Genomic DNA, 22,123 nt, shown 5'->3' on the forward strand with positions numbered 1-22,123 from the left:
CACATTGTATATAGCTCCCCTTTTTCACAATGTAGTATACTGTAGGAGATCATTTGCACCAAGTGTAGAACTACACCTCATTAATATAAAAAGGGATGAGAAAAGGATGACCGTGCATAAGGAAAAGGACTTTCAATATAAAACTTTAAAAATTGTATTGGGAGAGATTGAAGCTCTTCGCATGAAACGTCAACGGGAATATGCTGATCAATCTCACCCGCTGTTGAAACGGTTTACTCAGCAGGAGCTTAATGATGAGGCATGTCCTACGTATAAAAATCTACTGGTTGGACGTTCGCATCGAGTGCCTAACCGCCAAACCATTATCCATATTGCTGAATATCTGGAGTGCACTTCCGATGAGCGCAACGATCTGCTCCTGGCCGCCGAGTATATTCCGATCTATCACGAATTGGAAGGACGGTCTCTGGAACTGGCGCTGGAGCAAGCGCAACAGATCATGAGTAATTTGCCGTTTCCGGCAATGATCGTCACCCATACCTTAGATATTAAGGGGTTAAATGAGCCATTTCGCCATTTATTCGACATCCCCTTCGATTCTTTTATTAATGGCAAACTGAATATAGCTGATTTTCATTTTAACTCCGATATTCCCATTCGTCCCCGTTCTACCTTCGATGCGGCGTCGTTCGAGCAGTGGGAGTCACATGCCATTTACGGTATACAAGCTTTCAAAAGAAATAACATGTATTCCCGCTACGACCACTGGTATAAAAAGTTAATTGAAAGATTTCAGAAATACGACGATATTAATAAGTATTGGAATACGCAGGCAAAGGGCTCAGCCAACGAAGTTGAGCAATCGAAAATCATTTTGGCCAGAATGGAAACCTCGGGCGAGTTCATCCCCATTCGCTACAAGCAGATTCATCTTTCTGTAAGCAGCCATATGTATCCTGGAATTGAAGTTTTCTTGCCGGTTGACGATTCTGCACGCAAAGTATTTGAATACTTGGGGTGTCCTGCCGAGTGTCAGAACTACGGTGTCAATCCATAGTCAGTCAAATTGCTACAGGATTGATCCAGAAGAAGAATCGTTTATTACAAATTTCCGCGGTGCTACGTATGAAGAGGCAAAGTATGAGAATTACCACCGGGGTTTTTGAGTGATGGAACCTTTTCAATCATATCGTTGCAATAAAAACTACATTCCGCTAACGAGAAACATTAGTTCAAAAAAACAGCAGCAGCTTAGGACTTTATTTGTCGTCCGTGGCTGCCGCTGTCTCGTTTTGGAGGTCAATCTAATACTTTATTTTCTGCGAACCGCAAAGAGAGTCTGCTCTCTACGATATTTTTCTTGCACCTTTTCATTTGATTACGCTTAAAGAATAATAGCAATGAGACCACCGGAGCCTTCATTAATAATACGACCTAGCGTTTCCTGAAGCTTATAGCGTGCATTGTCCGGCATCATGGCAATCTTGCCCTGAATGCCTTCACGGACAATGGCATGCAGCGAGCGACCGAATATGTCCGACTCCCAGATTTTGATCGGGTCATTTTCAAAATCCTGCATCAGATAGCGCACAAGATCCTCACTTTGCTTCTCTGTCCCGATAATCGGGGCAAACTCCGATTCCACATCGACACGAATCATGTGAATAGAAGGAGCTGTGGCCTTGAGGCGCACACCAAACCTCGTACCTTGGCGAATCAGTTGAGGTTCATCCAAGGCCATCTCTGCCAGCGACGGAGCAGCAATGCCGTATCCGGTCGTCTTGACCATTTCCAACGCCTCGGCGAAACGGTCATATTCCCGCTTGGCATGGGCAAAATCCTGCATCATTTGCAGCAGATGATCCTTGCCGCGAATCTCTACCCCAACCACCTCGACCAAAATCTGATCGTACAGCTCATCCGGTGCGAACAGATCAATTTCCGCCACACCCTGGCCCATATTCATCCCGCTCAGACCGGCCCTGTCGATGAATTCATAGTCCATAAACTGGCCGACCACCCGGTCTACATCACGCAGGCGTCGGATGTCTTTTACCGTATCGCGGACGGAATTTTCATAATTGCTGCGCAGCCAGTGATCTTCATTCAGCACCATAACCCAGCTCGGCAGGTTTACATTCACCTCATGCACTGGGAATTCATATAATACTTCACGAAGCACGCCTGTAACATCATCTTCTGTCATCGTAGCCGCACTGAGCGTCATGACAGGAATATCATACTTGGCCGCCAACTCACTGCGAAGTTGAAGTGTTTCATCGCTGCGCGGATGCGTGGAATTGATGACCAGCACAAACGGCTTGCCTACCTCTTTCAACTCCTCAATGACTCGCTCTTCCGACTCTACATAAGAGCTACGCGGGATTTCCGCAATCGTGCCGTCTGTCGTGACTACAACACCGAGCGTCGAATGCTCCTGAATGACCTTACGCGTGCCAATCTCCGCCGCTTCCTGAAACGGAATCGGTTCTTCAAACCATGGCGTGGAGATCATCCGCGGACCATTTTCATCCTCGTAGCCCTTCGCACCCTCTACTGCGTATCCTACACAGTCGACCAGACGGACATTCACATCCAGTCCTTCCGTTACTTTGATCTGGACGGCATTATTCGGTACGAATTTAGGCTCCGTCGTCATGATCGTTTTCCCTGCCGCACTTTGTGGCAACTCATCTACGGCGCGGGCACGGTCCGCCTCACTTGTAATGTTTGGCAGAACAATCGTCTCCATAAACCGCTTGATAAAAGTTGATTTACCTGTTCGGACTGCGCCGACGACCCCAAGATAAATATCTCCTCCGGTGCGTTCGGCAATGTCTTTAAAAATGTCCACTTTCTCCATTGAAATCCCCTCCTCAAAAGTCTCCGAAGGAAAAATGCTTAATGAGCATCCGCTTCGTGTTCAACCAACTGCTTGATCCCAGATGCGGCAGAACAGCCTTTAAAATGCCCGGAAGTCGTCCGCCGCCGAGGTTCAGGAGACTGATGGAATCGGCGAAACGGCGTAAACTCGTACATGCATTTGGACTGATACCATCATATGTATCCCCTCCGTAAAATATGTTCAGTTTTTTTTAAAAATAGAGTACGTCACAGAGATCACTGCAAAACGATATTTTACGTTTGGGTCCACTCACCTAATATATGCGTGACGGGGTTTCCCCATGACTTCGATGCTAGATTTATAATAAAAAAAGATGTCTCTCTGACTTCCTAAGCAAACTCGCACCCACATGAAGAACACTTTTTTGAGCGTTCACTTTAGGGGTATAAGTTTCGTAGTCGTCGGATAACATCCTTAGTTTCTTATTCCTTTTTGAGTTTAAGCTTTACCACAGTTCGTCTTCCTGTGCCTGACGCTCAAGCTGTCGCCGAACAGCCGCCTTGAGCTTATCCTCCGGTATCGTCACTTCAACATCGCTCTTGGCACGAGCCTGACAAGACAAGCGGATACCTTCATCCAGCAGAGGTCCCAGCTTGCGGCGCTCTGCATCACTTGGCTGGCCTGCGTGTACAGCCCATTCCTGTGAAATATGCACCTTGCACATGAGACAGGCCGCTTTTCCATCACAACGGGTTGGAATATACACGTTCGCTTTACGTGCCGCCTGGAGCAATGTCGTGCCTTGACCGACCTGTACGCGCCTGCCTGATGGCTTAAACGTAATATGCACATCCATGAACGGCCCTCCATTCTTTTAGCAACCACAAACCTGCCAATTACAGCCTTATTCAGCTTCTGGAATGCAACTCGGGCCAAGGCAAAAGCTCTTGCAGCTTAGCCAGTTGCTCATCTGTCCAAATGTTGCTGATCAGCAGTTGGTTCAGTACCGCTATATGTCGCTGCGGATCACGGTTTATGGCGTCTGCAATCGCCTCATATCGGTCAGGTCGATTTCGTAATAGATTAAATAGTAACTCATGACTGAGAGGCATCAGACGCAGTGAAGAGCGCCCCAGGTCAAGCCGGAATCCGGCCGCCCATAGCAGCCGCTCGACCTCCAAACGATATAAAGCTCCATCACACAGCACCTCGAAACCACCCACAAGCTCAACTGGAAATCCCTCCAGCTCATAGTGGCTCAATAATGAAACGTACGAACCACTACGATCTACCTGCTGTCGATCGATCATTATACCTGGTGCTTTCGCATGGAGCTGCTTCGCTGCGTGAATATCTGCGTAAATATCAATATCTCGGGGCAGTCGGTCCAGCTCAACCCCCTGCACAAGCAGCGAACAGCTTCCTCCCAGCATCCACGGAACAGCAACAGATGCCCAGCCGTCCGCCAAGCTGCCCAACGCAGCCGTCAACTCGTGAGGCAGCTTGTTCAATCGCACCGAAGGTATAGCCTCCATCACATTGTTTCCTCCCTTTCAATCCATCATCCCGTTTCTTGTTGGGCACCATTATAACATGTTATGTATGCCAGTTCGACATTTTATGCATAAGAGAGCAGACGAGAATCTGCTGGAATATATAAAAAAAACCGTGAACCTGTCTGGTTCACGGAGAACGAAACCAGCCGGTAACGGCCGCAATTTTTATTTTTTCATCATCATTTTCATCAACGCTTCCATGTTGGAAGAATTCATTCCGCTCTTTTTGACGGCGCTGACAATATCCCTTACTGTATCTTCCGACACCGGAATGTTGGCCATCGCAGATACCTGCTTTATAAGCTGACGCAACTGAGCTTCACTTTGAAGCGTGTCCGCCTTGACCGTGCCTGCCAGCTTTTTCACTGCATTTTCGGATATGTTTTTGCCGCCTTTTTTGTTAATGGCCTTCAACGCATCTTTCGGAAAGTTTTTAATCATAATCTCCCCTCCTCCGCCATTGCTCAACTCAGTGTATGAATGGTGGAAGCCAAAGGTGATTAAGCTTACAAAAGACATGCCATACGCCTAACTTAAAAAAGCTGTCTCAGCCGTAGATATAATCTACTTGTGGGACAGCCTTTTGTATGTTTTTACGTGTAGCCAAACCTTTATGAATGCCATTGTTCCCAGGTTTGCAGAGGCATGACTTCCATTTCGGTTTTCGGATCGCGCCCCATAAGCGCCTCGACGGCCTTGCGGACGTCACGTCCTTCAAATAGTACCCCGTACAGCACTTCCGTAATAGGCATCTGAACGCCCAGTTTTTGCGAGATCGCATAGGCCGCCTTTGTTGTCCGAATGCCTTCTACCACCATACCCATGGATTCTAGCACATCATCAAGCTTCTGCCCCTGCCCAAGCAGTGAGCCTGCACGCCAGTTACGGCTGTGACGGCTCGTTGCGGTGACGACCAGATCGCCTATACCCGCAAGCCCGGCAAAGGTCAACGGATTGGCTCCCATTTCTACTCCGGCACGGGTAATCTCTGCCAAACCACGGGTCAACAGAGCGGCTTTTGCATTATCACCGAAGCCTAATCCGTCCGACATCCCCGCTCCCAGAGCAATAATGTTCTTCAACGCTCCGGATAGCTCCACACCCAACAGATCCCGGTTCGTATATACACGGAAATAGGAGTTCATGAACAACTCCTGTGCTGCCTGTGCTGCCTTCTCATTAGACGAGGCTACGACAACCGTCGTAGGACATTTCCGCACTACTTCTTCCGCATGGCTCGGACCGGACAGCACGGCAATATCACCCTCCGCGACTTCCAGCTCTTCTGAAATCACCGTGGACATACGTTTGAGTGTTTCCGTTTCAAAGCCTTTAATGGCATGGACAATCAGCATATCCTTGGTAAAGAATGCTTTCAGACTACGCGCCACCTGGCGCGCAGCAGCGGAAGGAGCAACGATTACGACTGCTTTAGCACCGGACACCGCAACTTCCATATCGGTTGTAGCCATAATCCGTTCAGACAGGATGGAGCCGGGTAAATAATGGTCATTCGTATGCTTCTCATTGATTTCAGCAGCTTGCTGTTCGTTTCTCGTCCAGACAGAGACATTGTTGTTATTGGCCGCAAGGACGGAAGCCAGAGCTGTTCCCCAACTGCCCGCGACCAGCACAGCTATTTTCTCAGACAAGACGATCTCCTCCTTTGGAGCCAAGCTTGTTTTCTTTCCCCCGTACCAGCTTGGCAATGTTGGTGCGATGTCTCCACACAGAAAACACACAAATAACCAGAGCCGTCCAGAAGAAAGGCCATTCATAACCAAGTACCAGTAAGATCCAAGGGGTCAAAATGACAAAAATCAGCGAGCCAAGGGAGACATAGCGCGTCATTACGATTGCGAGAATTGCAATAATTCCGGCATACAATGCGGGAATTATTGCAATCGAGACCAATACACCAATGGCGGTGGCAATGCCTTTTCCTCCCCGAAAGTGGAAATATACCGGCCAGTTATGGCCTGCAATCGCCGCAATGCCACACAAACCCGGTAACCAGGATGAACTTCCGCCAAGCCAGTGCCCAATCAGCACCGCAACAATCCCTTTAAGTATGTCCAGCAGCAATACCATTATGGCAGGGCCTTTTCCAAGCACGCGCAGCGTATTCGTCGCGCCGGCATTGCCACTTCCATGCTGGCGAATGTCGATTCCTTTTAATTTTCCATACAGCAGACTGAAGCTGACAGAGCCAAGCAAGTAACTGAGTACGATGGCAACGATCTGTAAAATCAACCTATTCGCTCCTAACTTTCGTCAGACTTGCGCCGTGTAAAGATACGAATTGGAGTTCCCTCAAAGTTGAAGGCGGCGCGAATTTTGTTCTCCAGATAACGCTCGTAAGAGAAGTGCATCATTTCCGGATCATTGACGAATACAACCATCGTAGGCGGCTTAACAGCAACCTGAGTCACATAGTTAATACGCAGACGGCGTCCTTTGTCAGTTGGCGGAGGATTAATAGCAACCGCATCGGAAATAACATCGTTCAGCAAATGCGTCTGAATACGCAAGACATGCTGCTGGGCCACATGCTGGACAACAGGGAGCAGCTTTTGCAAGCGCTGCTTTGTTTTCGCAGACAAGAACACAATCGGAGCATAGGTCATGAACAGAAAGTGATCGCGAATTTTAGTTTCAAATTGGCGCATCGTTTTGTCGTCCTTGTCCACGACATCCCATTTGTTCACAACAAACAGCGAGGCTTTACCCGCTTCATAAGCGTAACCGGCAATGTGCTTATCCTGCTCAATAATACCTTCCTCGCCGTTAATAACGACCAGTACGACATCTGCACGCTCAATAGCACGCATTGCACGCATCACACTATATTTTTCTGTCGTCTCATATACTTTACCACGTTTACGCATACCCGCCGTATCAATCAGTACATACTTCTGACCGTCTTTTTCAAAAGGCGTATCAATTGCATCACGTGTTGTACCTGCAATGTCACTAACAATAACCCGTTCCTCTCCCAGAATGGCGTTAACGAGCGAGGATTTACCTACGTTCGGGCGACCGATCAAGGCAACACGGATCACATCTTCATCATAAATGTCCTCTTCCAGCTCAGGCAAATTGGACGTAATCGCATCCAACAGGTCACCAAGACCTATACCGTGGCTACCGGAAATGGCAATAGGGTCGCCGAATCCATAAGAATAAAACTCATAAATCAGATCCGCACGTTCCAGATTGTCCACCTTGTTTACAGCCACAATAACAGGTTTGCCCGAACGATACAGCATTTGGGCTACCTCTTCATCAGATTGCGTAATCCCTGCCTTCGCATCACTCATGAAAACAATAACATCTGCTTCTTCTATAGCTAGTTCGGCTTGCATCCGGATGGATTTCAAGATTTCATCTTCTCCATCAATCTCAATGCCGCCAGTATCAATAATACTGAAGGATTTACCGTTCCACTCCGATATACCATAAATACGGTCACGGGTGATTCCAGGCTTATCTTCCACTATGGACAAACGATCCCCGATAATCCGATTAAAAATGGTGGATTTACCCACATTCGGACGACCGACAATAGCCACAACGGGTCTTGCCATAAATTCACTCCTCCTGTCAATTCTTCCGCTCTCATCATAGCAAAAAACATGCCTGTTAGCGATATTGTCACGTAACAACAATCGGCGAACCCTCTGGGTCCGCCGATGGTGTACGTTATGCTTATAAAGTGTATTGATTCAAATTCATTTAAATTTGTTCAGTTTATCGCCAAAACGTTCGCCAAGCGTAATGCTCAGACCCGAATTGTTCAAAGAAACGTTCGGATTGTTCAGTTCCTCACGAGGCGCGCGGGATGCACGTGGTGCTCTTTCTGCTCTTGGAGCAGCTTCTGGAGCTTCCTCAGTTTCTTTAATGCTCAGGCTAACACGTTTTTCAGTAGGATTCATTTCAAGAATTTTAACCTTAACTTCTTGTCCTTCTTCCAGAACTTCTTGTGGAGTTCCGATGTGTTTGTGGGAAATTTGGGAGATATGAACCAAACCTTCCACGCCAGAAGCAATTTCAACGAATGCACCGAAGTTAACCAGACGTTTAACTACGCCTGTTACAACGTCACCGTTGTTAAATTGTCCAGCAGCAGATTCCCAAGGACCAGGCTGTGCAGCTTTCATGCTCAGGCTGATTTTTCCTTTTTCAGGGTCCACTTTCAGGACTTTCACTTTTACTTGTTGTCCTTCAGAAACCGCATCAGAAGGCTTGTCAACATGAGTCCAGGCAATTTCAGATACGTGAACCAAACCATCCACGCCGCCTACGTCAACGAAAGCACCGAATTGAGTGAGACGTTGAACTGTACCCACGATTTCTTGTCCTTCTTTCAGCTCAGCCATTACTTTAAGCTTGTTGGCTTCGAATTCTGCTTCCAGAACGTCTTTTTGAGAAAGGATTACTTTGTTGTTCTCACGATCCAGCTCTTTCACGACAACACGCAATGTGCGGCCTTTATAATCGCTGAAATCTTCAACGAAATGGCGTTCTACCATGGATGCAGGGATAAATCCGCGCAGACCCACGTCTACAACGATGCCGCCTTTAACGACATCATTAACAACCACTTCAAATACTTCTTTGCTTTCAAACAGCTGCTCCAGCTTTTCCCAAGCATTTTCGCTGTCGATTGCACGTTTGGACAGGACAAGTTTTTCTTTGCCGTCGTCGATGCTGATAATTCTAGCTTCAACCTCTTGGCCTACTTGTACTGCTTCTTCTGCGTTGTCCAAACCAGAAGACAACTCGCGAATTGGAATAATTCCATCGTATTTATATCCAATGCTTACTACCGCTTGGTTATCTTCCAATTTCACGATTGTACCTTTAACGGTGTCACCTTTTTTCAGGGAGACGATTTGATCGAGCTCGTCTTGATTTGCCGCTTCAGCAGCTTCTTGATTTTTAATTTCTTCCGACATGTCAATACCCTCCTCAATTCAAAAAAACCATTTATTTAAACCTGCGCATGGCAGAGTTCAAAACACTGTTAAACTTCTGTTCTAGTTTTCCGAGATTAAACACAATTCATGCAAGCCTTTCAGTTATTCGTAGGCTCGCCGGTTTTTCGCATTGTACGAATACGAGACATAATCTCTTCTGTTGCCAGCTCAAGCGGATCTCCTTCGATAACGGCGCCTTTTTGGTAAGCATCCAAATTAACAGGTTTGCCGTATATCACTTTCGTTTTACGGAAAAGCTTGTAATCACCAACAATGGCGACCGGAACGGCAGCCGCTCCACTACGCAGCGCAAAGCTGGCAGCACCCTTTTTACCGATTCCCCCGGCTCCTCTGGAGCCTTCGGGAAAGATCCCCATAACCTTGCCGTCACGCAAAATGGTCAAAGCCAGCTTAATGGATTCCTTGCTCACACCACCGCGTTTGACCGGAAAAGCTCCCAGCTTGTCAATCAACGGACCAAGTACAGGAGTGTTAAATAGCTCGGCTTTCGCCATAAAGTGAACCTTTCGATCCAGCAAAATGCCAACTGTCGGAGGGTCCAGATTACTAATATGATTAGAACACAACAGTACTCCGCCCTCAGCAGGAACATTTTCCCTGCCTACCGCCTCAAGTCTGAACAGAAAGCGGTATATGAGACGCAAAATACGGACGCATACAGCATATATCATTGGCTGATCTCTCCATCCTTCGCCGTGGTGCAGTAAGATACAATAGTATCGACGACATCCTGAATGCCCATATGGGTCGTATCCAGCACGATAGCATCGTCACTGCAACGAAGCGGGGATACCTCCCTCTCCTCATCAAGCTTGTCACGCGCCGCAATGTCGCGTTCCAGCTGCCCCAGAGTGATATCATCAGTTCCGCTTAGTTCTTTAAACCGGCGAGAGGCACGTTCCTGAACACTTGCGGTCATAAACACCTTGACTTCCGCATCAGGAAGCACAGTGGTTCCAATATCGCGACCATCCATAACGACACCTTTACGCGCGGCCATTTCACGCTGGTTTTCAGTCAAACGCGAACGTAACCCCGCAATACTCGAATACTGTGACACCTTGCCTGTCACTTCCATCGAACGAATCACTGTCGTTACATCTTCCCCGTTACAATAAACCTTTTGGCCTGTAGGGTCCGGTACTAATTCAATCACCAGCTCAGGCACATATTGAAGCACTTTTTGTACATTTTCCGCCGGAATTTCCTTGCGCATCATGTACCACGTTGCTGCCCGGTACATCGCTCCGGTATCTACATAAACATAAGAAAGTGCTTTCGCTACCAAGCGGGCCACCGTACTTTTCCCTGCACCAGCAGGTCCATCAATGGCTACATTTATTTTATTACTTGAAGATACATGTTGCCTTGCCAACGGGTAATTCCTCCTAACCTAACCTCAAGAAAAAAGCAGGCATTGCCTGCGACGTGAAAATTATACCACACATTCAGAGTTGATGCAAAATGAACGGCAGGTTAACAAAAAAAGAATAAACCGGGATGATTGCTATCTCGCCCGGAATTCCAACTGACGCTCAAAGCAATATTTGATGAGCTTTTGGCGCTCCTGATCAGCAATTTTCTCATATTTCAGCATGATCAGCCTGCGACCGTTTTCCATTTGCTGAATACGTACAATTTCGGATTGGAACGGGACATGCTCCTGAGTTCCATTTTTATAAGGGACCAGAATCCAGCAGGACAATGATTCACCTTCTTCCAGGTGATGTGATCCTTGAGTCTGAAAAGAAACGCCTCCACCTCCCACATCATGCGTCTCAGCTACAAACCTTGATTCGTTTGATCCATACTTTACCGCTATTTCCAGGTTGGCCTGAACCCGTAGAAAATTTCGACGCTGAATTTTGCTGATGCTGTCTGGGGCAGGCTTGTGAATGCGGACCATCCGGAGCACATCTTCTTTAAAGCCGGTAACGTGGGTATTGAAATAGTTTTTTATCCCGCCCTCGCTCATAAAAAATATCGACAGTTCTTCTCCTAAAAACAGTTTTTTCAGTTGCCCGCTCGTTTGAGACATGGGTATTTCTATTAGAAAGTTCTGGGACTCCTCTTCCGCAATACGTGACTTAAATTCAAAATGTTCGTCCGCATGATCGGTACCAGCCACTTGTATGTATAGCACATCGTTAATTTTAGGAAACAACTCGCTCACCATCCTTGTCCATTTAAATGCTTTAATAAGGTACATAATACCACGACTTTGTGCCTATTTTAAGCATTATATTTGTTATAACCATGTCAAAAGCACAAAAAACCTCCTTAGTGAAGGAAGTTTTTTGTGACTAATGGTTCATTTTTACGTATTTACCCTATTTACACTTAAACATTACTTCCAGAAGCCGGTTCGTCCGAATCTTTAACTTGCTCAATCGTTTCTTCCATCCCCGTATCAGCGTTAATGTAGATTCGGTAAACGGAACCGTTAATTTTCCCTCCAAATTCGTAACACAGGACCTCTTTGGATAGTTCATTTTCAATCAGTGCTTTCCGGTGATAAGTTTCACGAAACTCAGGATTCAGTTTCGCACGCGCTGCCTTCACATCCAGCTTAGGCTTCGGAATACGGCGGAGATGGCTGTGCTCGTACACGTAGTCACTTGATTGAAAACCGATCACTTGCCCGTTATCAAGACCGGATCTAACTGTGATTTTTTCAGGGTAGATAATCACGTCCCCTTGTAGGCTTGCAAATGTAATGCTAGCTAAATTTCCTCTTTCATCATAAGCAACAGGCTTCATTCCTTTGTAACCCTTTTGTTCAAGGTATTGACTTGCAAAGCGAATCGTTTCATTGCGGGTTGCTTTTTTAGGGCCGACTTCTCTCATATCATGATAAGAAATGATCTTACCGCCCTTTTTCGTAAAATCCATGGATGCTACAGGCTTCTGCTTGTTATACAAGGTGGCCGTATATGACGCCCACTCCGTTCCTTTACCGTTTTCGTGTACACGAATCTGGCTTTCCGGTTTTCCCGTAAACTTGGCAGCATTCCGCTTAATTTGTCCCGCATCCACGACCGGGAGATTCAATTTTTTCACAGAGCGCTTGTTATAAATGCTGGCTACAGAAGGTCCCCAATCCAGCTCTTTATAGCCCTCCACCTTTTTGTCCACGGTTTTAAAGCCATCCATAATGGTGTTATCCTTTGGACCCGTTTGTGAACCTGGCGCCATTTCCACATCCGTCCATCGCAAGTTTTTGCTAAGGACTTTTTGCCGAACTTCGTGCATGTTTTTCGAAATTTCTTTTGAATTGTTATATAACGTTTTTAGATTTGATATTTCTTTCTTATTTAAAGGCTCGTGGTCCAGATCACGTACGGCAGTCTGATACGAAAATGCAGATAGATGTGACAACAGATCCTTGGCATGGTTAAAAGGCATCACATTAAGCGGCAACTGGTTGACCTCATTTTGGGCCTCGCTTGTAATTCTCCACACATTCATCAGACATTTGCGATGCATCGCGTGTGAAGTATTATGGACAGCAACCGCGTTACCAAGTTGGGAATGCAGTTGATCCATATGAAACGACAAATCATGAAACGCACGCTGATATTGATTTTCCGCTTTAATCGACATGCTTTTCGCCTGAAGAGACACCTCTTTTCTCATCTGGCTTTCCCGATAACCCCACACAAATGCTCCTATCATAATCAGGGTAACAATCGGAAACATTACGGTACTAAGTCGTCTATACATATTGGGAGTCTCCTTTCTTCAAGTACACTAACGATAGTGTGACAAGAAGAATGCTCTCTTATGCATGGTTTTCCATGACTTCGATAATAAACTCACAGTGATTGCAAATACAGCGCTTAAATCCGGTCTGAACACTCCCTTGCTCCATCCGTCCTCTCAGGACGAAACGTTCACCACACCTTTTACAATGTATCCTCACTTTAATACGCAAAAAAAAGACACCTCTTTCTCTAACAGGTTTGTCAGATCAGTGTGCCCTAATTTGTTACATATTAACCTTTTCTTCCCGTTTGAACAGTCGAAATGGAGAACGGTTGTTAGCTCTACTGATTTTCGCCATCCCTCCATACCAGAGGAATGCCATCAGAGGAATAATAAACCAGATCCAGTCATGCGAAATTGTCGTCAGAATTAGGTCATATATGCCATGCCAGAACCACGGAAGTACCAATGACAGGAGCAACATATATTTGCTTTTCCAGTCCTCTGAAAACTTGGCCTTCCCCATGTAATAGCCCATCATGACTCCAAACATCGCATGACCGGATACCGGAAGCAATGATCTCATCAGCATCATACTAACAGAAGCGTGGCCTGCCCATGCGTACAGCAGATTTTCAACTGTTGCAAACCCAAGGGAGATTGCGGCAGCATACAAAATACCGTCATAAGGTTCATCGAACTCGGTGTGATTATATATAAAGTGGTACAGCAAAAACCATTTAAAAAACTCTTCCACTCCGGCCGAAATGCCGAACACCTGAATTAACGTGTTATCCCCCAGCCAAAGCATTAACCCACGTTGAAAAATCATGACAGGCAGTACCACCAAAAAGCCGAGCAAAAACACTTTGATAACCATGTGCAGCGGCTCGGATTCATATCTGTCCTTCAAGTAAAAATACATTAATAAGGCGAGACCCGGCGCAGTTGCTGCCGCTAAAACAGAAAACAGAAGCACCGATCATCCCTCCATAAAAATGAGTCGGCCCTGCATTCAGCGCAGAGCCGACAAAGTCACTTCGATATTACTTTTCTTTAAGCCTCATTAAGAGCGGCTGTCAAAATGAGTGCAGATGACGTCAATCGCCTGTTCAGGAATGACCAGCTTGCCATACTCCTCCAGCATTGCCGGAGTTACGGATGAGCCTTCCCCAAATTCAGCAAGAACCGCGATCAAGGCCGCAAGCTTGGGCTCTTCCACTTCTTCCGGTTCCAAATGCAGAATCCATTTTCCTCTATAATGATACAGCTTACCTGCATCCGTGGTGTTGCTACGGAGCATGTGAGCCGCTTCTATGAGTACTTCGAAATCGCTAAACGCGTAGACGATGGAATCGCTGTGCTCCAGCGTAACTTCCATTTCATATACTTCCTCCGGAAGCTCATCATCGGGGCCCGAACCATATTGCTGATGATCGTATTTCCCTCGAGTGACGATAACTACCATGCCCTGAGCAGGAAGCGCAAATACTTCGACAGCTAAAGGCCCTGTGGCGTCGAAGCCCAGCTCACTATATGCCTGATCCATCATTTCGGTGAACAGCTCATGAACTCTTGGAATCTCTTGCCACATGTCGTCTTTTTGAATACCGCGTTCGCTCAAATCGTCAAAGGTAAGGAAAATCCGTATCTTGTCCTGACTTAATCTTTCTATTTTCATACTGGACCCTCCTCCTGGCAGCCGAGTGTTATTAACAGATTATGATGCATTTATGGTGCTTGTGAAGAAAATGGTTCTATGTAATCATGTTATCATTTTATAATCGTAAATGCACGCAATAAAAATGATAAAAAAAAGAATCATTTGAACGGCTTTTACAAAAAAGCCGCAAAATGATTCGGGATAGAGGTTCCGGGTTACAAACCCGGTACGGCTGTATGAGTTTCTTTCAGGATTTGCTCGACCTCACGCTTAACATCGGGACTGGTGCTGATAAAATCTTTAATCAGCTTCATATTTTCTTCTTTAGTTTGGGCTGCATGGGCGCTATGAGCTGTTTTATCTGCTGTGGAACTGTGATCGTGATCCTTATGGGTGTCTTGCTTGTTAAGTGTAATATCACCCATTCCGGGGAACGCTGCGTCCATCATTTTGGTACGGGCTTTTTGAACCAGATTACCGCCTTTTTTTCCATCCATGTCCATAGATAAGCCTAACATACTGCGGTTACGGGAGATCATAGTGCTCGCCACTGCGCCCAAAACGATTCCCAGGAAAAATGAAGATGTTTTCACAATTAGAACCTCCCTTTGTGGTAGAATCAAGCATAGTGTTCGTCAGCAGAGACAAACTCATACGGTATAAATACAGGAAGGTGAGATGAATTAATGGGTACAAAAACAGCAGCCATTTTGTTGACCGCATGTCTGCTGCTAAGTGCTTGCACTGCGGCCAAGCCAGAATCGGCAGCCACAAGCAATAATCAGAACCAGGCAACGTCTGAAACCAGTGACAACACAGACAAAGGGCAGGGTACTGCTTCTTCCCCAACCAACAGCAGTGAGCAAGCAGGCAGTAATCATGGTAACAACTTAACAGCCCAAACAACGCCGCAAACTGGCAAGGCCGTCGCCGACAGCAACGAGGCTACAAATTCAACGGCTACCGTTAACAAAACGTATCATTTGGACAAGGCTTACAACGTGGTTCCTAACCAGCAAGGGATGGAGAAAAAGGTTGTTTTACTGACCTTTGACGACGGACCCAAGGAAGCGGTCATGATCAACAAAATCATTGATATACTGGACAAGCACAAGGCCAAAGCCATTTTCTTCGTAAACGGTTACCGCGTGAAGGAGCACCCTGAGCTGCTCAAGCTCATTCATGACCGCGGTCAGCTCATTGGTAACCATAGCTGGGATCACATTGTGCTAAAGAACAAATCCGAGGCCGAAGTGAAGAAGCAAATTGAATCGGTGCAAAAAATTGTTAAGGACACAACGGGTCAAACGCCGGTATTCTTCCGTCCTCCTCATGGTGCAGGTGGGGATGTCGGCCGCAAGGTCGCCAAGGAAAACAGGCTTTTATATATGACATGGTCCGTTGGTTCGCTCGATTGGACAATGAAAAAGAGTCAGCCGAATAAAACCGATGCAATTCTCAAGAATGTGACGGAGCAATTGCATCCAGGCAGCAATATTTTAATGCATGAGCTGCCATGGACCGCAGAAGCGTTGGATAGCCTGTTGACCCGTTTGGAGCAAAAGGGTTACCAATTTGTCGATCCACAAAGCATTGAGGTGCCTGCCAGCTAACAGGCCCTTGTGCTTCTATTACCGATCCTAAACGATTGCAAAAGAGCCTCCATTTCCCGCAAGTCATAAGCGGATAAGGAGGCTCTTTTAGTATACCATTTGCAAGCCTGTGCCTGTAAATAACTCTACGCACAAGTGATCACACAGGTTGATAATTACCAGAGCATTTTACTAATGGGCGGTGCCCCTTTGATGCCCCACCACAGCAATGCTGCTGTAATGAGCACAAAAAGTGTGCTCAAAAAATTCAAAAACCACTTACTCACCCGGATACGGCGGGACGGAAACATTTCTGCCCGTGTCTTGTACTCGCTGACAGGAGCATCATCCTCCATCGTCACAGCAACTTCCGGTGCAGCAGCAACGTGAGCCATTTCCGGTACGGGCCGTGAAGCACGGGAGCGAACTGGTTTTGGACTGTTATCTTCCTTGCCTTTGCGTCCATTTCGGCGGCTGCCGTAAGTCTGCACTCTGCTAAGTTCCTGGTTCATGCTTCATACCTCCGAAAACGTAGCGCCAAACCGGATATGAGGTCAATCACAAAATGACAAATGATCGGTGCCCACAGGCTGCCGGTCTGCACATATATGTAACCCAAACCATAACTGCTCAGAAAAACCCAACCTGTCGGAATCCAATGCCGCAAATACCGGATATGGATGACCGCAAACAAGATGCTTGTCCAGTAAGGCCCGAAGCTGTACTGAATCGCCCCCCTGAACAATAGTTCCTCACAGATCGAAACAATGGCTGCTATGCATACAATATGCCAGATGGGTCGGTTTTGAAACAGCATCTGATTAATGCCCCCGTCATCCATAGCATCCTCGGGCATAACCCGCGACAGGAGCAGGTCCACCAGCAGCATAGCCGCAGCCAGTCCCAACCCCCACCATAAAACATGCAAACTGCTCGGCCACGCAAACAGCTTCAGCACATTTCTTTTCTGAAAAATAATCCAGATTGCACCGACCAACAGAGTCAGTCCCTGGGTTAGATACAAATTGTAAAGCAGCAAGCGGTCATTCAATTCATGAATTTGCGCTCTTTTCCATTTCACTTTAAGCTTTTTCATAGTAGTTAGTCCTCTGCATAGTCTTCTTAAGCATCATAGCCAAAAAGTCGAACGGATTCAAGAAGGCTTAAAACTTATTATTCTGCATTCAGTAGCTATGTATCTGGCCCGGCGTCCACGCATGTCAGATGTCCTATTGACATGTCCATGTAAGCCATGATACATTATGAAAAAATTATTAGCGACAACAACAATGATGGAGAAAAGGTATTGATTTCGTCCTCAGAGAGCCGGTGCTTGGGTGGAAGCCGGTGGCGGAGTAATTACTTTCAGCGCTCCTGAGTTATTGCACCGAAGCCTCGGGATGATTCCCGGCATTAGATGCAATCGGCAGAAAACCGTTATCCTTTCGGTCATATTTATGACCGCTGAAGGCAGTCCGTTGCGAAACGGCTGCGAATTAGGGTGGTACCACGATAAACTCTCGTCCCTTACTATGGAGATAGTATGTGATTCGGGAGTTTTTTTGATGCCCGCAAACCGCAAAGCGGTTCTGCATATGACCTTTTTAACCATCAACTTGGTGCCAAATGCTATTTTACCCCTTTTCTGCGTCAATGCGTTATCACGTTAGTGCTGTCCGCGATCTTCTGTTTTTCAGAAGCATTTCAAGTTTTTTCACGTTCTTTATGGAATGTATTTCAGTTGAAGTACATCCTGTCCATAAAAGAAGTTAACTTTGAGGAGGAAACCAAATGTTTAAAGTGTTAGTATCCGATCCGATCAGTGACCTGGGCATCCAGCAACTGATGGATGCAGACGATGTCACGGTGGACAAGAACACAGGTCTCAGCGAGGACGAATTGGTTCAAATTATTGGTGACTATGATGCACTGCTCGTTCGTAGCCAAACCAAGGTAACAGAACGCATCATGACGGCAGGTAAGAACCTCAAGGTTGTCGGACGCGCCGGTGTCGGAGTGGACAATATTGATCTGGAAGCAGCAACACAACGCGGAATTATCGTCATTAACGCCCCTGATGGTAACACCATTACGACATGTGAGCATACTTTTGCCATGATGATGGCTCTGGCGCGTCATATTCCACAGGCGTATGCCAAAACCATCAACGGTACATGGGATCGTAAAACATTCCTCGGTGTTGAGCTGCGTAACAAAACGCTTGGTGTACTCGGTATGGGACGCATCGGCAGCGAGGTGGCTAAACGTGCCAAAGCCTTCGGCATGAGCATTCTCGGCTATGATCCGTTTCTGACGGAAGAACGCGCTGAGAAGCTGGGCATCAAGCTGGCAAGTGTGGACGAAATTATCCGCAACGCAGATTTCATGACGGTACACACACCGTTAACACCGGAAACGAAGCATATGATTGCTCGTCCGCAGTTTGAAGTGATGAAAAAAGGGATGCGTATCATCAACTGTGCCCGCGGCGGCGTTGTCGATGAAATGGCTCTCGTTGAAGCTATTGATGAAGGCATTGTTGCCGGCGCAGCCTTTGACGTATTTGAATCGGAGCCGCCAGCACAGGATCACCCTTTTCTGAGCCATCCGAAAATTATCGTTACTCCGCATTTGGGTGCATCCACGGTAGAAGCTCAGGAAAATGTAGCGATCGACGTCTCTGAGCAGGTGCTGCACATTTTGCGTGATGAGCCGTTCAAAAATGCAGTCAACATGCCTCCGGTGCCATCCAACGTGATGACGCAATTGCAGCCTTATTTCTCGCTTGGCGAGAAGCTGGGCAGCTTTGCCGCTCAAGTGACGAATCAGGCTGTACGTGAAATCCAGGTGGATTACGCAGGTGATCTGTCTTCTGTAGATACACAACCACTGACACGTTATATCTTGAAAGGTGTGCTCAGTCGCCATCTGGGCAGCGATGTTAACATTGTAAACTCTGTCCACCTTGCCAAAACACGTGACATCCATCTTGTCGTGTCTCAGGCTCCGGCTACCAAGGGCTTTACCAACCTGATCACCGTCACGCTCAAAATGCAAAGCGGCGAGGAGCAACGTGTAGCGGGTACCCTGCTCGCAGGCTATGGCGAACGTATCGTCCAATTGAACCAGTTCCCGGTGGATGTGGCACCAGAAGCGCATTTCCTGCTCATCTCCCACAATGACAAACCCGGCATCATCGGCCGTGTCGGCACTCTGCTCGGGGAGAACGGTGTGAATATTGCCTCCATGCAGGTAGGACGTAAAATTGTCGGTGGTGAAGCCATCATGATTCTGACCGTTGATAAAGCCGTTCCTAAAGACGTGCTGATCCAACTGGTTGGCTTACCTGAACTGAATACTGCTCAAGAAGTGGTACTTGATTAATTATCAGCAGCGTTAGAGCATGTTAACATGCTCTGCTTTAATAACAGAGGCGCCCGGCGAGCCGGGCGTCTTTTTTTATATATCCATAACCATCATTAGACGCACCTGTTTTGGAAGCTGAATGTTCCACGTTGAACAAGATAAATGTTGATTTTTCAACAAAAAGCACCCTCTTCCGAGGATGCCTGCGAACCGGGGTATATTCTGCTGTTGGCTTACAAGCCTGTTACAGAGCCCGACTTTGTTTTTTTGGAGATCGGCAGCAAAATAGTGAACTCCGTCCCTTCCCCCAATACGCTGGCTGCGGAGACAGAGCCTCCGTGAGCCTCCACAATATTTTTGACAATAGCAAGCCCCAGACCGGTTCCTTTATCCACGCCTCGCACTCTGGCCTTGTCTGCCTTGTAAAAGCGGTCAAAAATATAAGGCAGGTCCTCACTGGCAATGCCCACACCTTCATCCTTAATCCGAATGCGAATCAGCTCATGCCGTTCCCCCAAAGTCCGATCGGCACTAATGGTAACCCTTTTTCCGCCGGGCGTATGTCTGAACGCATTATCTAACAAGTTGGTCAGCACCTGCTCCAATCGGTCTTCATCTGCTTCAGGTAGCAGTAGATGCTGACCTTGCTCTAGATAATCGAGCATCAGTCCCTGTTCCTTAGAGCGCACCGTAAATTTACGGTGAACACGCTCGATCAGTTCATTCACATCCACTTCCTGACGGTGCATGTCTGTATGACCTGCCTCCATTCGAGCCAGATCAAGCAGATCCTTGACCAGTCTTCCCATACGCAACGATTCATCATGAATGACCCGTACCAATTCCTCGGATTCTTCTGGTGAACCAGCCATTCCATCGAGCAAGGCCTCGCTGTAGCCCTGCATCATGGAAAGCGGTGTACGAATTTCATGGGACACATTTGCGACAAAGTCACTCCGCATCTTCTCCAGCTTGACTTCCTCCGTAATGTCTCTGAGTACAGCGACAGCGCCACGAATCACATTATCCGTGTACAACGGCGCCATCTGTACCGACCAAGAGCCCTGCTTTACATGAATATAGTCCCCGCCATCCTCTCCCCTGTCCATAACGGAATGGAACAACGGCAGCAACGGGCCAGTAACAGACACTCCGAATTCCTCCTGATCATGCTCATGCCACTCCAGCTTTTTCCAGCTATCTAGCAGACTTTGCGCAGGCGGATTCGTCAAAATGACTTGTCCGCTTCTATCGAAGGTCATTACAGCATCAGACATGCTTCTCAGCACGCTGGACAGATGATTCTTCTCCTCATTCAGACTGCGGATCGTCGCTTCCAGCTCCGTAGACATATGATTAAAAGTTTTCGCTAGTTCGCCAATCTCGTCACTCGTTACCAGCGAAAGTCGCGTATCATACCTTCCCTCACGGATCGCATTCGCCGCCTGAATCAACAGCTGCATAGGCTGCGTAATTTTAGTAAAAAGAAACAGAGCAAAAAAAAGTCGTCAGTAAAAAGCCGACAATGCATGTATAGGTGAACAAATGCTTGATTTCCGTCGATTCATACGCCGCGAAATTCCTGTTGATGTATGGCAACAAAAAAAGTCCCAGAAAAATAAGCACACAGCCTACCAGACAAATGATGGTGATCCACAGCTTGCCTACCAGCGATCTCCAGAAGCTCACGTTATTTTGGAACCTCCAGCTTGTAGCCGACACCCCAAACCGTTGTAATCATAGCCGCTGCCTCCGGTGATACTTTGTTCAGCTTTTCACGAAGCCGTTTGACATGTGTATCCACCGTGCGTAGATCACCAAAAAATTCATAATTCCATACATCTTTCAGCAGCTCTTCGCGCGAAAATACCTTGTCCGGCGATACAGCCAAATAATGCAGCAGCTCATACTCTTTAGGAGTGAGGCTGATTTCAATCCCACCTGCGCTTACGCGGTGCGCATCATGCTCAATAATAAGGTTCGGAAAAACAATGCTGTTGCTCGGCACCGTTTCCTTGGTCAAAAAAGCAGTTTCTGACGAACGGCGCAAAATCGCCTTCACCCGATAAATAACCTCACGCGGACTAAAAGGCTTGACCACATAATCATCGGCCCCGACTTCAAAGCCCTGTACGCGGTTCACTTCCTCACCTTTGGCAGTCAGCATGATCACAGGTGTAGCTTTGGTCTGACGTAGACGTGTGCAAACTTCAATTCCATCCATGCCCGGTAACATCACATCGAGCAGAATAATGCTGTAATCGCTTGCAGTCGCTTTCTGGAGTGCAATTTCGCCATCCTCAGCTTCATCAATTTCATATCCTTCTTTTTCCAGATACATCCGCAGAAGGCGGCGAATGCGTTCTTCATCATCTACAATTAATATGCGGTTGCTTTGTTCTGACATATTCCCAGCCCCTTCGCTAAAAAAAGCA

General features: G+C 46.9%; 21 protein-coding genes, 1 pseudogene and 1 other annotated feature. Of the genes and pseudogenes, 3 read left to right on the forward strand and 19 right to left on the reverse strand.

Annotation, left to right across the window (positions count from 1 at the left end):
• Nucleotides 1–106: 106 nt before the first annotated feature.
• The gene (locus HPL003_RS22625) at nt 107–1,018 is read left to right on the forward strand and encodes an MmyB family transcriptional regulator (protein WP_014282106.1); all 912 of its coding nucleotides are present in this window, start codon (nt 107–109) and stop codon (nt 1,016–1,018) included.
• A 327-nt stretch (nt 1,019–1,345) separates the two neighbouring features.
• On the opposite strand, the gene spoIVA is transcribed toward HPL003_RS22625, so the two are convergent.
• The 15 genes from spoIVA to HPL003_RS22700 all read right to left on the reverse strand — a co-directional run bounded on the left by spoIVA (nt 1,346) and on the right by HPL003_RS22700 (nt 15,323).
• Nucleotides 1,346–2,824 carry a stage IV sporulation protein A gene (gene spoIVA / locus HPL003_RS22630; protein WP_014282107.1) on the reverse strand — a complete coding sequence of 493 codons (1,479 nt, stop codon included), beginning with the start codon at nt 2,822–2,824 and terminating at the stop codon, nt 1,346–1,348.
• Nucleotides 2,825–3,311: 487 nt separating this feature from the next.
• Nucleotides 3,312–3,662 carry a 2Fe-2S iron-sulfur cluster-binding protein gene (locus HPL003_RS22635; protein ID WP_014282108.1) on the reverse strand — a complete coding sequence of 117 codons (351 nt, stop codon included), beginning with the start codon at nt 3,660–3,662 and terminating at the stop codon, nt 3,312–3,314.
• 52 nt (nt 3,663–3,714) lie between these two features.
• The gene (locus tag HPL003_RS22640) at nt 3,715–4,341 is read right to left on the reverse strand and encodes a hypothetical protein (protein WP_014282109.1); all 627 of its coding nucleotides are present in this window, start codon (nt 4,339–4,341) and stop codon (nt 3,715–3,717) included.
• A gap of 186 nt (nt 4,342–4,527) precedes the next feature.
• Entirely contained in the window at nt 4,528–4,803 is a 276-nt protein-coding gene (locus HPL003_RS22645; RefSeq protein ID WP_014282110.1) for a stage VI sporulation protein F, read from the reverse strand.
• Between the two features lie 170 nt (nt 4,804–4,973).
• On the reverse strand, nt 4,974–6,014 hold the full coding sequence (locus tag HPL003_RS22650; protein WP_014282111.1) for an NAD(P)H-dependent glycerol-3-phosphate dehydrogenase: 1,041 nt from the start codon (nt 6,012–6,014) through the stop codon (nt 4,974–4,976).
• Entirely contained in the window at nt 6,007–6,615 is a 609-nt protein-coding gene (gene plsY, locus HPL003_RS22655; RefSeq protein WP_014282112.1) for a glycerol-3-phosphate 1-O-acyltransferase PlsY, read from the reverse strand. The genes HPL003_RS22650 and plsY overlap by 8 nt, the downstream gene beginning before the upstream one ends.
• A gap of 11 nt (nt 6,616–6,626) precedes the next feature.
• On the reverse strand, nt 6,627–7,949 hold the full coding sequence (der, locus tag HPL003_RS22660; RefSeq protein WP_014282113.1) for a ribosome biogenesis GTPase Der: 1,323 nt from the start codon (nt 7,947–7,949) through the stop codon (nt 6,627–6,629).
• A gap of 144 nt (nt 7,950–8,093) precedes the next feature.
• Entirely contained in the window at nt 8,094–9,320 is a 1,227-nt protein-coding gene (gene rpsA, locus HPL003_RS22665) for a 30S ribosomal protein S1 (protein WP_014282114.1), read from the reverse strand.
• A 119-nt stretch (nt 9,321–9,439) separates the two neighbouring features.
• The gene (locus HPL003_RS22670; RefSeq protein ID WP_014282115.1) at nt 9,440–10,033 is read right to left on the reverse strand and encodes a lysophospholipid acyltransferase family protein; all 594 of its coding nucleotides are present in this window, start codon (nt 10,031–10,033) and stop codon (nt 9,440–9,442) included.
• On the reverse strand, nt 10,030–10,737 hold the full coding sequence (gene cmk / locus HPL003_RS22675; RefSeq protein WP_014282116.1) for a (d)CMP kinase: 708 nt from the start codon (nt 10,735–10,737) through the stop codon (nt 10,030–10,032). Before cmk ends, HPL003_RS22670 begins: the two co-directional genes overlap by 4 nt.
• Before the next feature lie 132 nt (nt 10,738–10,869).
• Nucleotides 10,870–11,526 carry a flagellar brake protein gene (locus HPL003_RS22680; RefSeq protein ID WP_014282117.1) on the reverse strand — a complete coding sequence of 219 codons (657 nt, stop codon included), beginning with the start codon at nt 11,524–11,526 and terminating at the stop codon, nt 10,870–10,872.
• 176 nt (nt 11,527–11,702) lie between these two features.
• The gene (gene ypeB / locus HPL003_RS22685; protein ID WP_014282118.1) at nt 11,703–13,085 is read right to left on the reverse strand and encodes a germination protein YpeB; all 1,383 of its coding nucleotides are present in this window, start codon (nt 13,083–13,085) and stop codon (nt 11,703–11,705) included.
• A 265-nt stretch (nt 13,086–13,350) separates the two neighbouring features.
• Entirely contained in the window at nt 13,351–14,046 is a 696-nt protein-coding gene (gene prsW / locus HPL003_RS22690) for a glutamic-type intramembrane protease PrsW (protein WP_014282119.1), read from the reverse strand.
• 87 nt (nt 14,047–14,133) lie between these two features.
• The gene (locus HPL003_RS22695; protein WP_014282120.1) at nt 14,134–14,748 is read right to left on the reverse strand and encodes a genetic competence negative regulator; all 615 of its coding nucleotides are present in this window, start codon (nt 14,746–14,748) and stop codon (nt 14,134–14,136) included.
• 197 nt (nt 14,749–14,945) lie between these two features.
• Nucleotides 14,946–15,323, reverse strand: a complete 378-nt coding sequence (locus tag HPL003_RS22700) for a hypothetical protein (protein WP_014282121.1) — start codon at nt 15,321–15,323, stop codon at nt 14,946–14,948.
• Nucleotides 15,324–15,416: 93 nt separating this feature from the next.
• Here HPL003_RS22700 and HPL003_RS22705 point away from each other — a divergent pair, with 93 nt between their 5' ends.
• Nucleotides 15,417–16,343 carry a polysaccharide deacetylase family protein gene (locus HPL003_RS22705; protein ID WP_014282122.1) on the forward strand — a complete coding sequence of 309 codons (927 nt, stop codon included), beginning with the start codon at nt 15,417–15,419 and terminating at the stop codon, nt 16,341–16,343.
• Nucleotides 16,344–16,498: 155 nt separating this feature from the next.
• Here HPL003_RS22705 and HPL003_RS22710 read toward each other — a convergent pair whose 3' ends face one another.
• Together HPL003_RS22710 and HPL003_RS22715 are read right to left on the reverse strand one after the other, a co-directional pair.
• Entirely contained in the window at nt 16,499–16,834 is a 336-nt protein-coding gene (locus HPL003_RS22710) for a hypothetical protein (protein WP_014282123.1), read from the reverse strand.
• Nucleotides 16,831–17,418 carry a type II CAAX endopeptidase family protein gene (locus HPL003_RS22715; protein ID WP_014282124.1) on the reverse strand — a complete coding sequence of 196 codons (588 nt, stop codon included), beginning with the start codon at nt 17,416–17,418 and terminating at the stop codon, nt 16,831–16,833. The genes HPL003_RS22710 and HPL003_RS22715 overlap by 4 nt, the downstream gene beginning before the upstream one ends.
• 184 nt (nt 17,419–17,602) lie before the next feature.
• Nucleotides 17,603–17,853 (forward strand) — a binding site (T-box leader).
• 260 nt (nt 17,854–18,113) lie between these two features.
• Between HPL003_RS22715 and serA the strand changes: the two genes are divergently transcribed.
• Nucleotides 18,114–19,706 (forward strand): phosphoglycerate dehydrogenase, encoded by a 1,593-nt coding sequence (serA, locus tag HPL003_RS22720; protein ID WP_014282125.1) that lies wholly within the window; start codon nt 18,114–18,116, stop codon nt 19,704–19,706.
• A 215-nt stretch (nt 19,707–19,921) separates the two neighbouring features.
• On the opposite strand, the pseudogene HPL003_RS22725 reads toward serA, so the two are convergent.
• Together HPL003_RS22725 and HPL003_RS22730 are read right to left on the reverse strand one after the other, a co-directional pair.
• Nucleotides 19,922–21,377: pseudogene (locus HPL003_RS22725) on the reverse strand (ATP-binding protein).
• A gap of 1 nt (nt 21,378) precedes the next feature.
• Nucleotides 21,379–22,095, reverse strand: coding sequence for a response regulator transcription factor (locus tag HPL003_RS22730; protein WP_014282126.1), 717 nt, complete (start codon nt 22,093–22,095; stop codon nt 21,379–21,381).
• Nucleotides 22,096–22,123 lie beyond the last annotated feature (28 nt).

The sequence above is a fragment of the Paenibacillus terrae HPL-003 genome (genome assembly GCF_000235585.1).
GTDB lineage: Bacteria > Bacillota > Bacilli > Paenibacillales > Paenibacillaceae > Paenibacillus > Paenibacillus terrae_B.

Excerpts from the sequence above, each read along its gene's own strand:
- HPL003_RS22625 (WP_014282106.1), top strand. The coding sequence starts at position 107 with ATGACCGTGCATAAGGAAAAGGACTTTCAATATAAAACTTTAAAAATT.
- spoIVA (WP_014282107.1), bottom strand. The coding sequence starts at position 2,824 with ATGGAGAAAGTGGACATTTTTAAAGACATTGCCGAACGCACCGGAGGA.
- HPL003_RS22635 (WP_014282108.1), bottom strand. The coding sequence starts at position 3,662 with ATGGATGTGCATATTACGTTTAAGCCATCAGGCAGGCGCGTACAGGTC.
- HPL003_RS22640 (WP_014282109.1), bottom strand. The coding sequence starts at position 4,341 with ATGGAGGCTATACCTTCGGTGCGATTGAACAAGCTGCCTCACGAGTTG.
- HPL003_RS22645 (WP_014282110.1), bottom strand. The coding sequence starts at position 4,803 with ATGATTAAAAACTTTCCGAAAGATGCGTTGAAGGCCATTAACAAAAAA.
- der (WP_014282113.1), bottom strand. The coding sequence starts at position 7,949 with ATGGCAAGACCCGTTGTGGCTATTGTCGGTCGTCCGAATGTGGGTAAA.
- rpsA (WP_014282114.1), bottom strand. The coding sequence starts at position 9,320 with ATGTCGGAAGAAATTAAAAATCAAGAAGCTGCTGAAGCGGCAAATCAA.
- HPL003_RS22670 (WP_014282115.1), bottom strand. The coding sequence starts at position 10,033 with ATGATATATGCTGTATGCGTCCGTATTTTGCGTCTCATATACCGCTTT.
- ypeB (WP_014282118.1), bottom strand. The coding sequence starts at position 13,085 with ATGTATAGACGACTTAGTACCGTAATGTTTCCGATTGTTACCCTGATT.
- HPL003_RS22695 (WP_014282120.1), bottom strand. The coding sequence starts at position 14,748 with ATGAAAATAGAAAGATTAAGTCAGGACAAGATACGGATTTTCCTTACC.
- HPL003_RS22705 (WP_014282122.1), top strand. The coding sequence starts at position 15,417 with ATGGGTACAAAAACAGCAGCCATTTTGTTGACCGCATGTCTGCTGCTA.
- HPL003_RS22710 (WP_014282123.1), bottom strand. The coding sequence starts at position 16,834 with ATGAACCAGGAACTTAGCAGAGTGCAGACTTACGGCAGCCGCCGAAAT.
- HPL003_RS22715 (WP_014282124.1), bottom strand. The coding sequence starts at position 17,418 with ATGAAAAAGCTTAAAGTGAAATGGAAAAGAGCGCAAATTCATGAATTG.
- serA (WP_014282125.1), top strand. The coding sequence starts at position 18,114 with ATGTTTAAAGTGTTAGTATCCGATCCGATCAGTGACCTGGGCATCCAG.
- HPL003_RS22730 (WP_014282126.1), bottom strand. The coding sequence starts at position 22,095 with ATGTCAGAACAAAGCAACCGCATATTAATTGTAGATGATGAAGAACGC.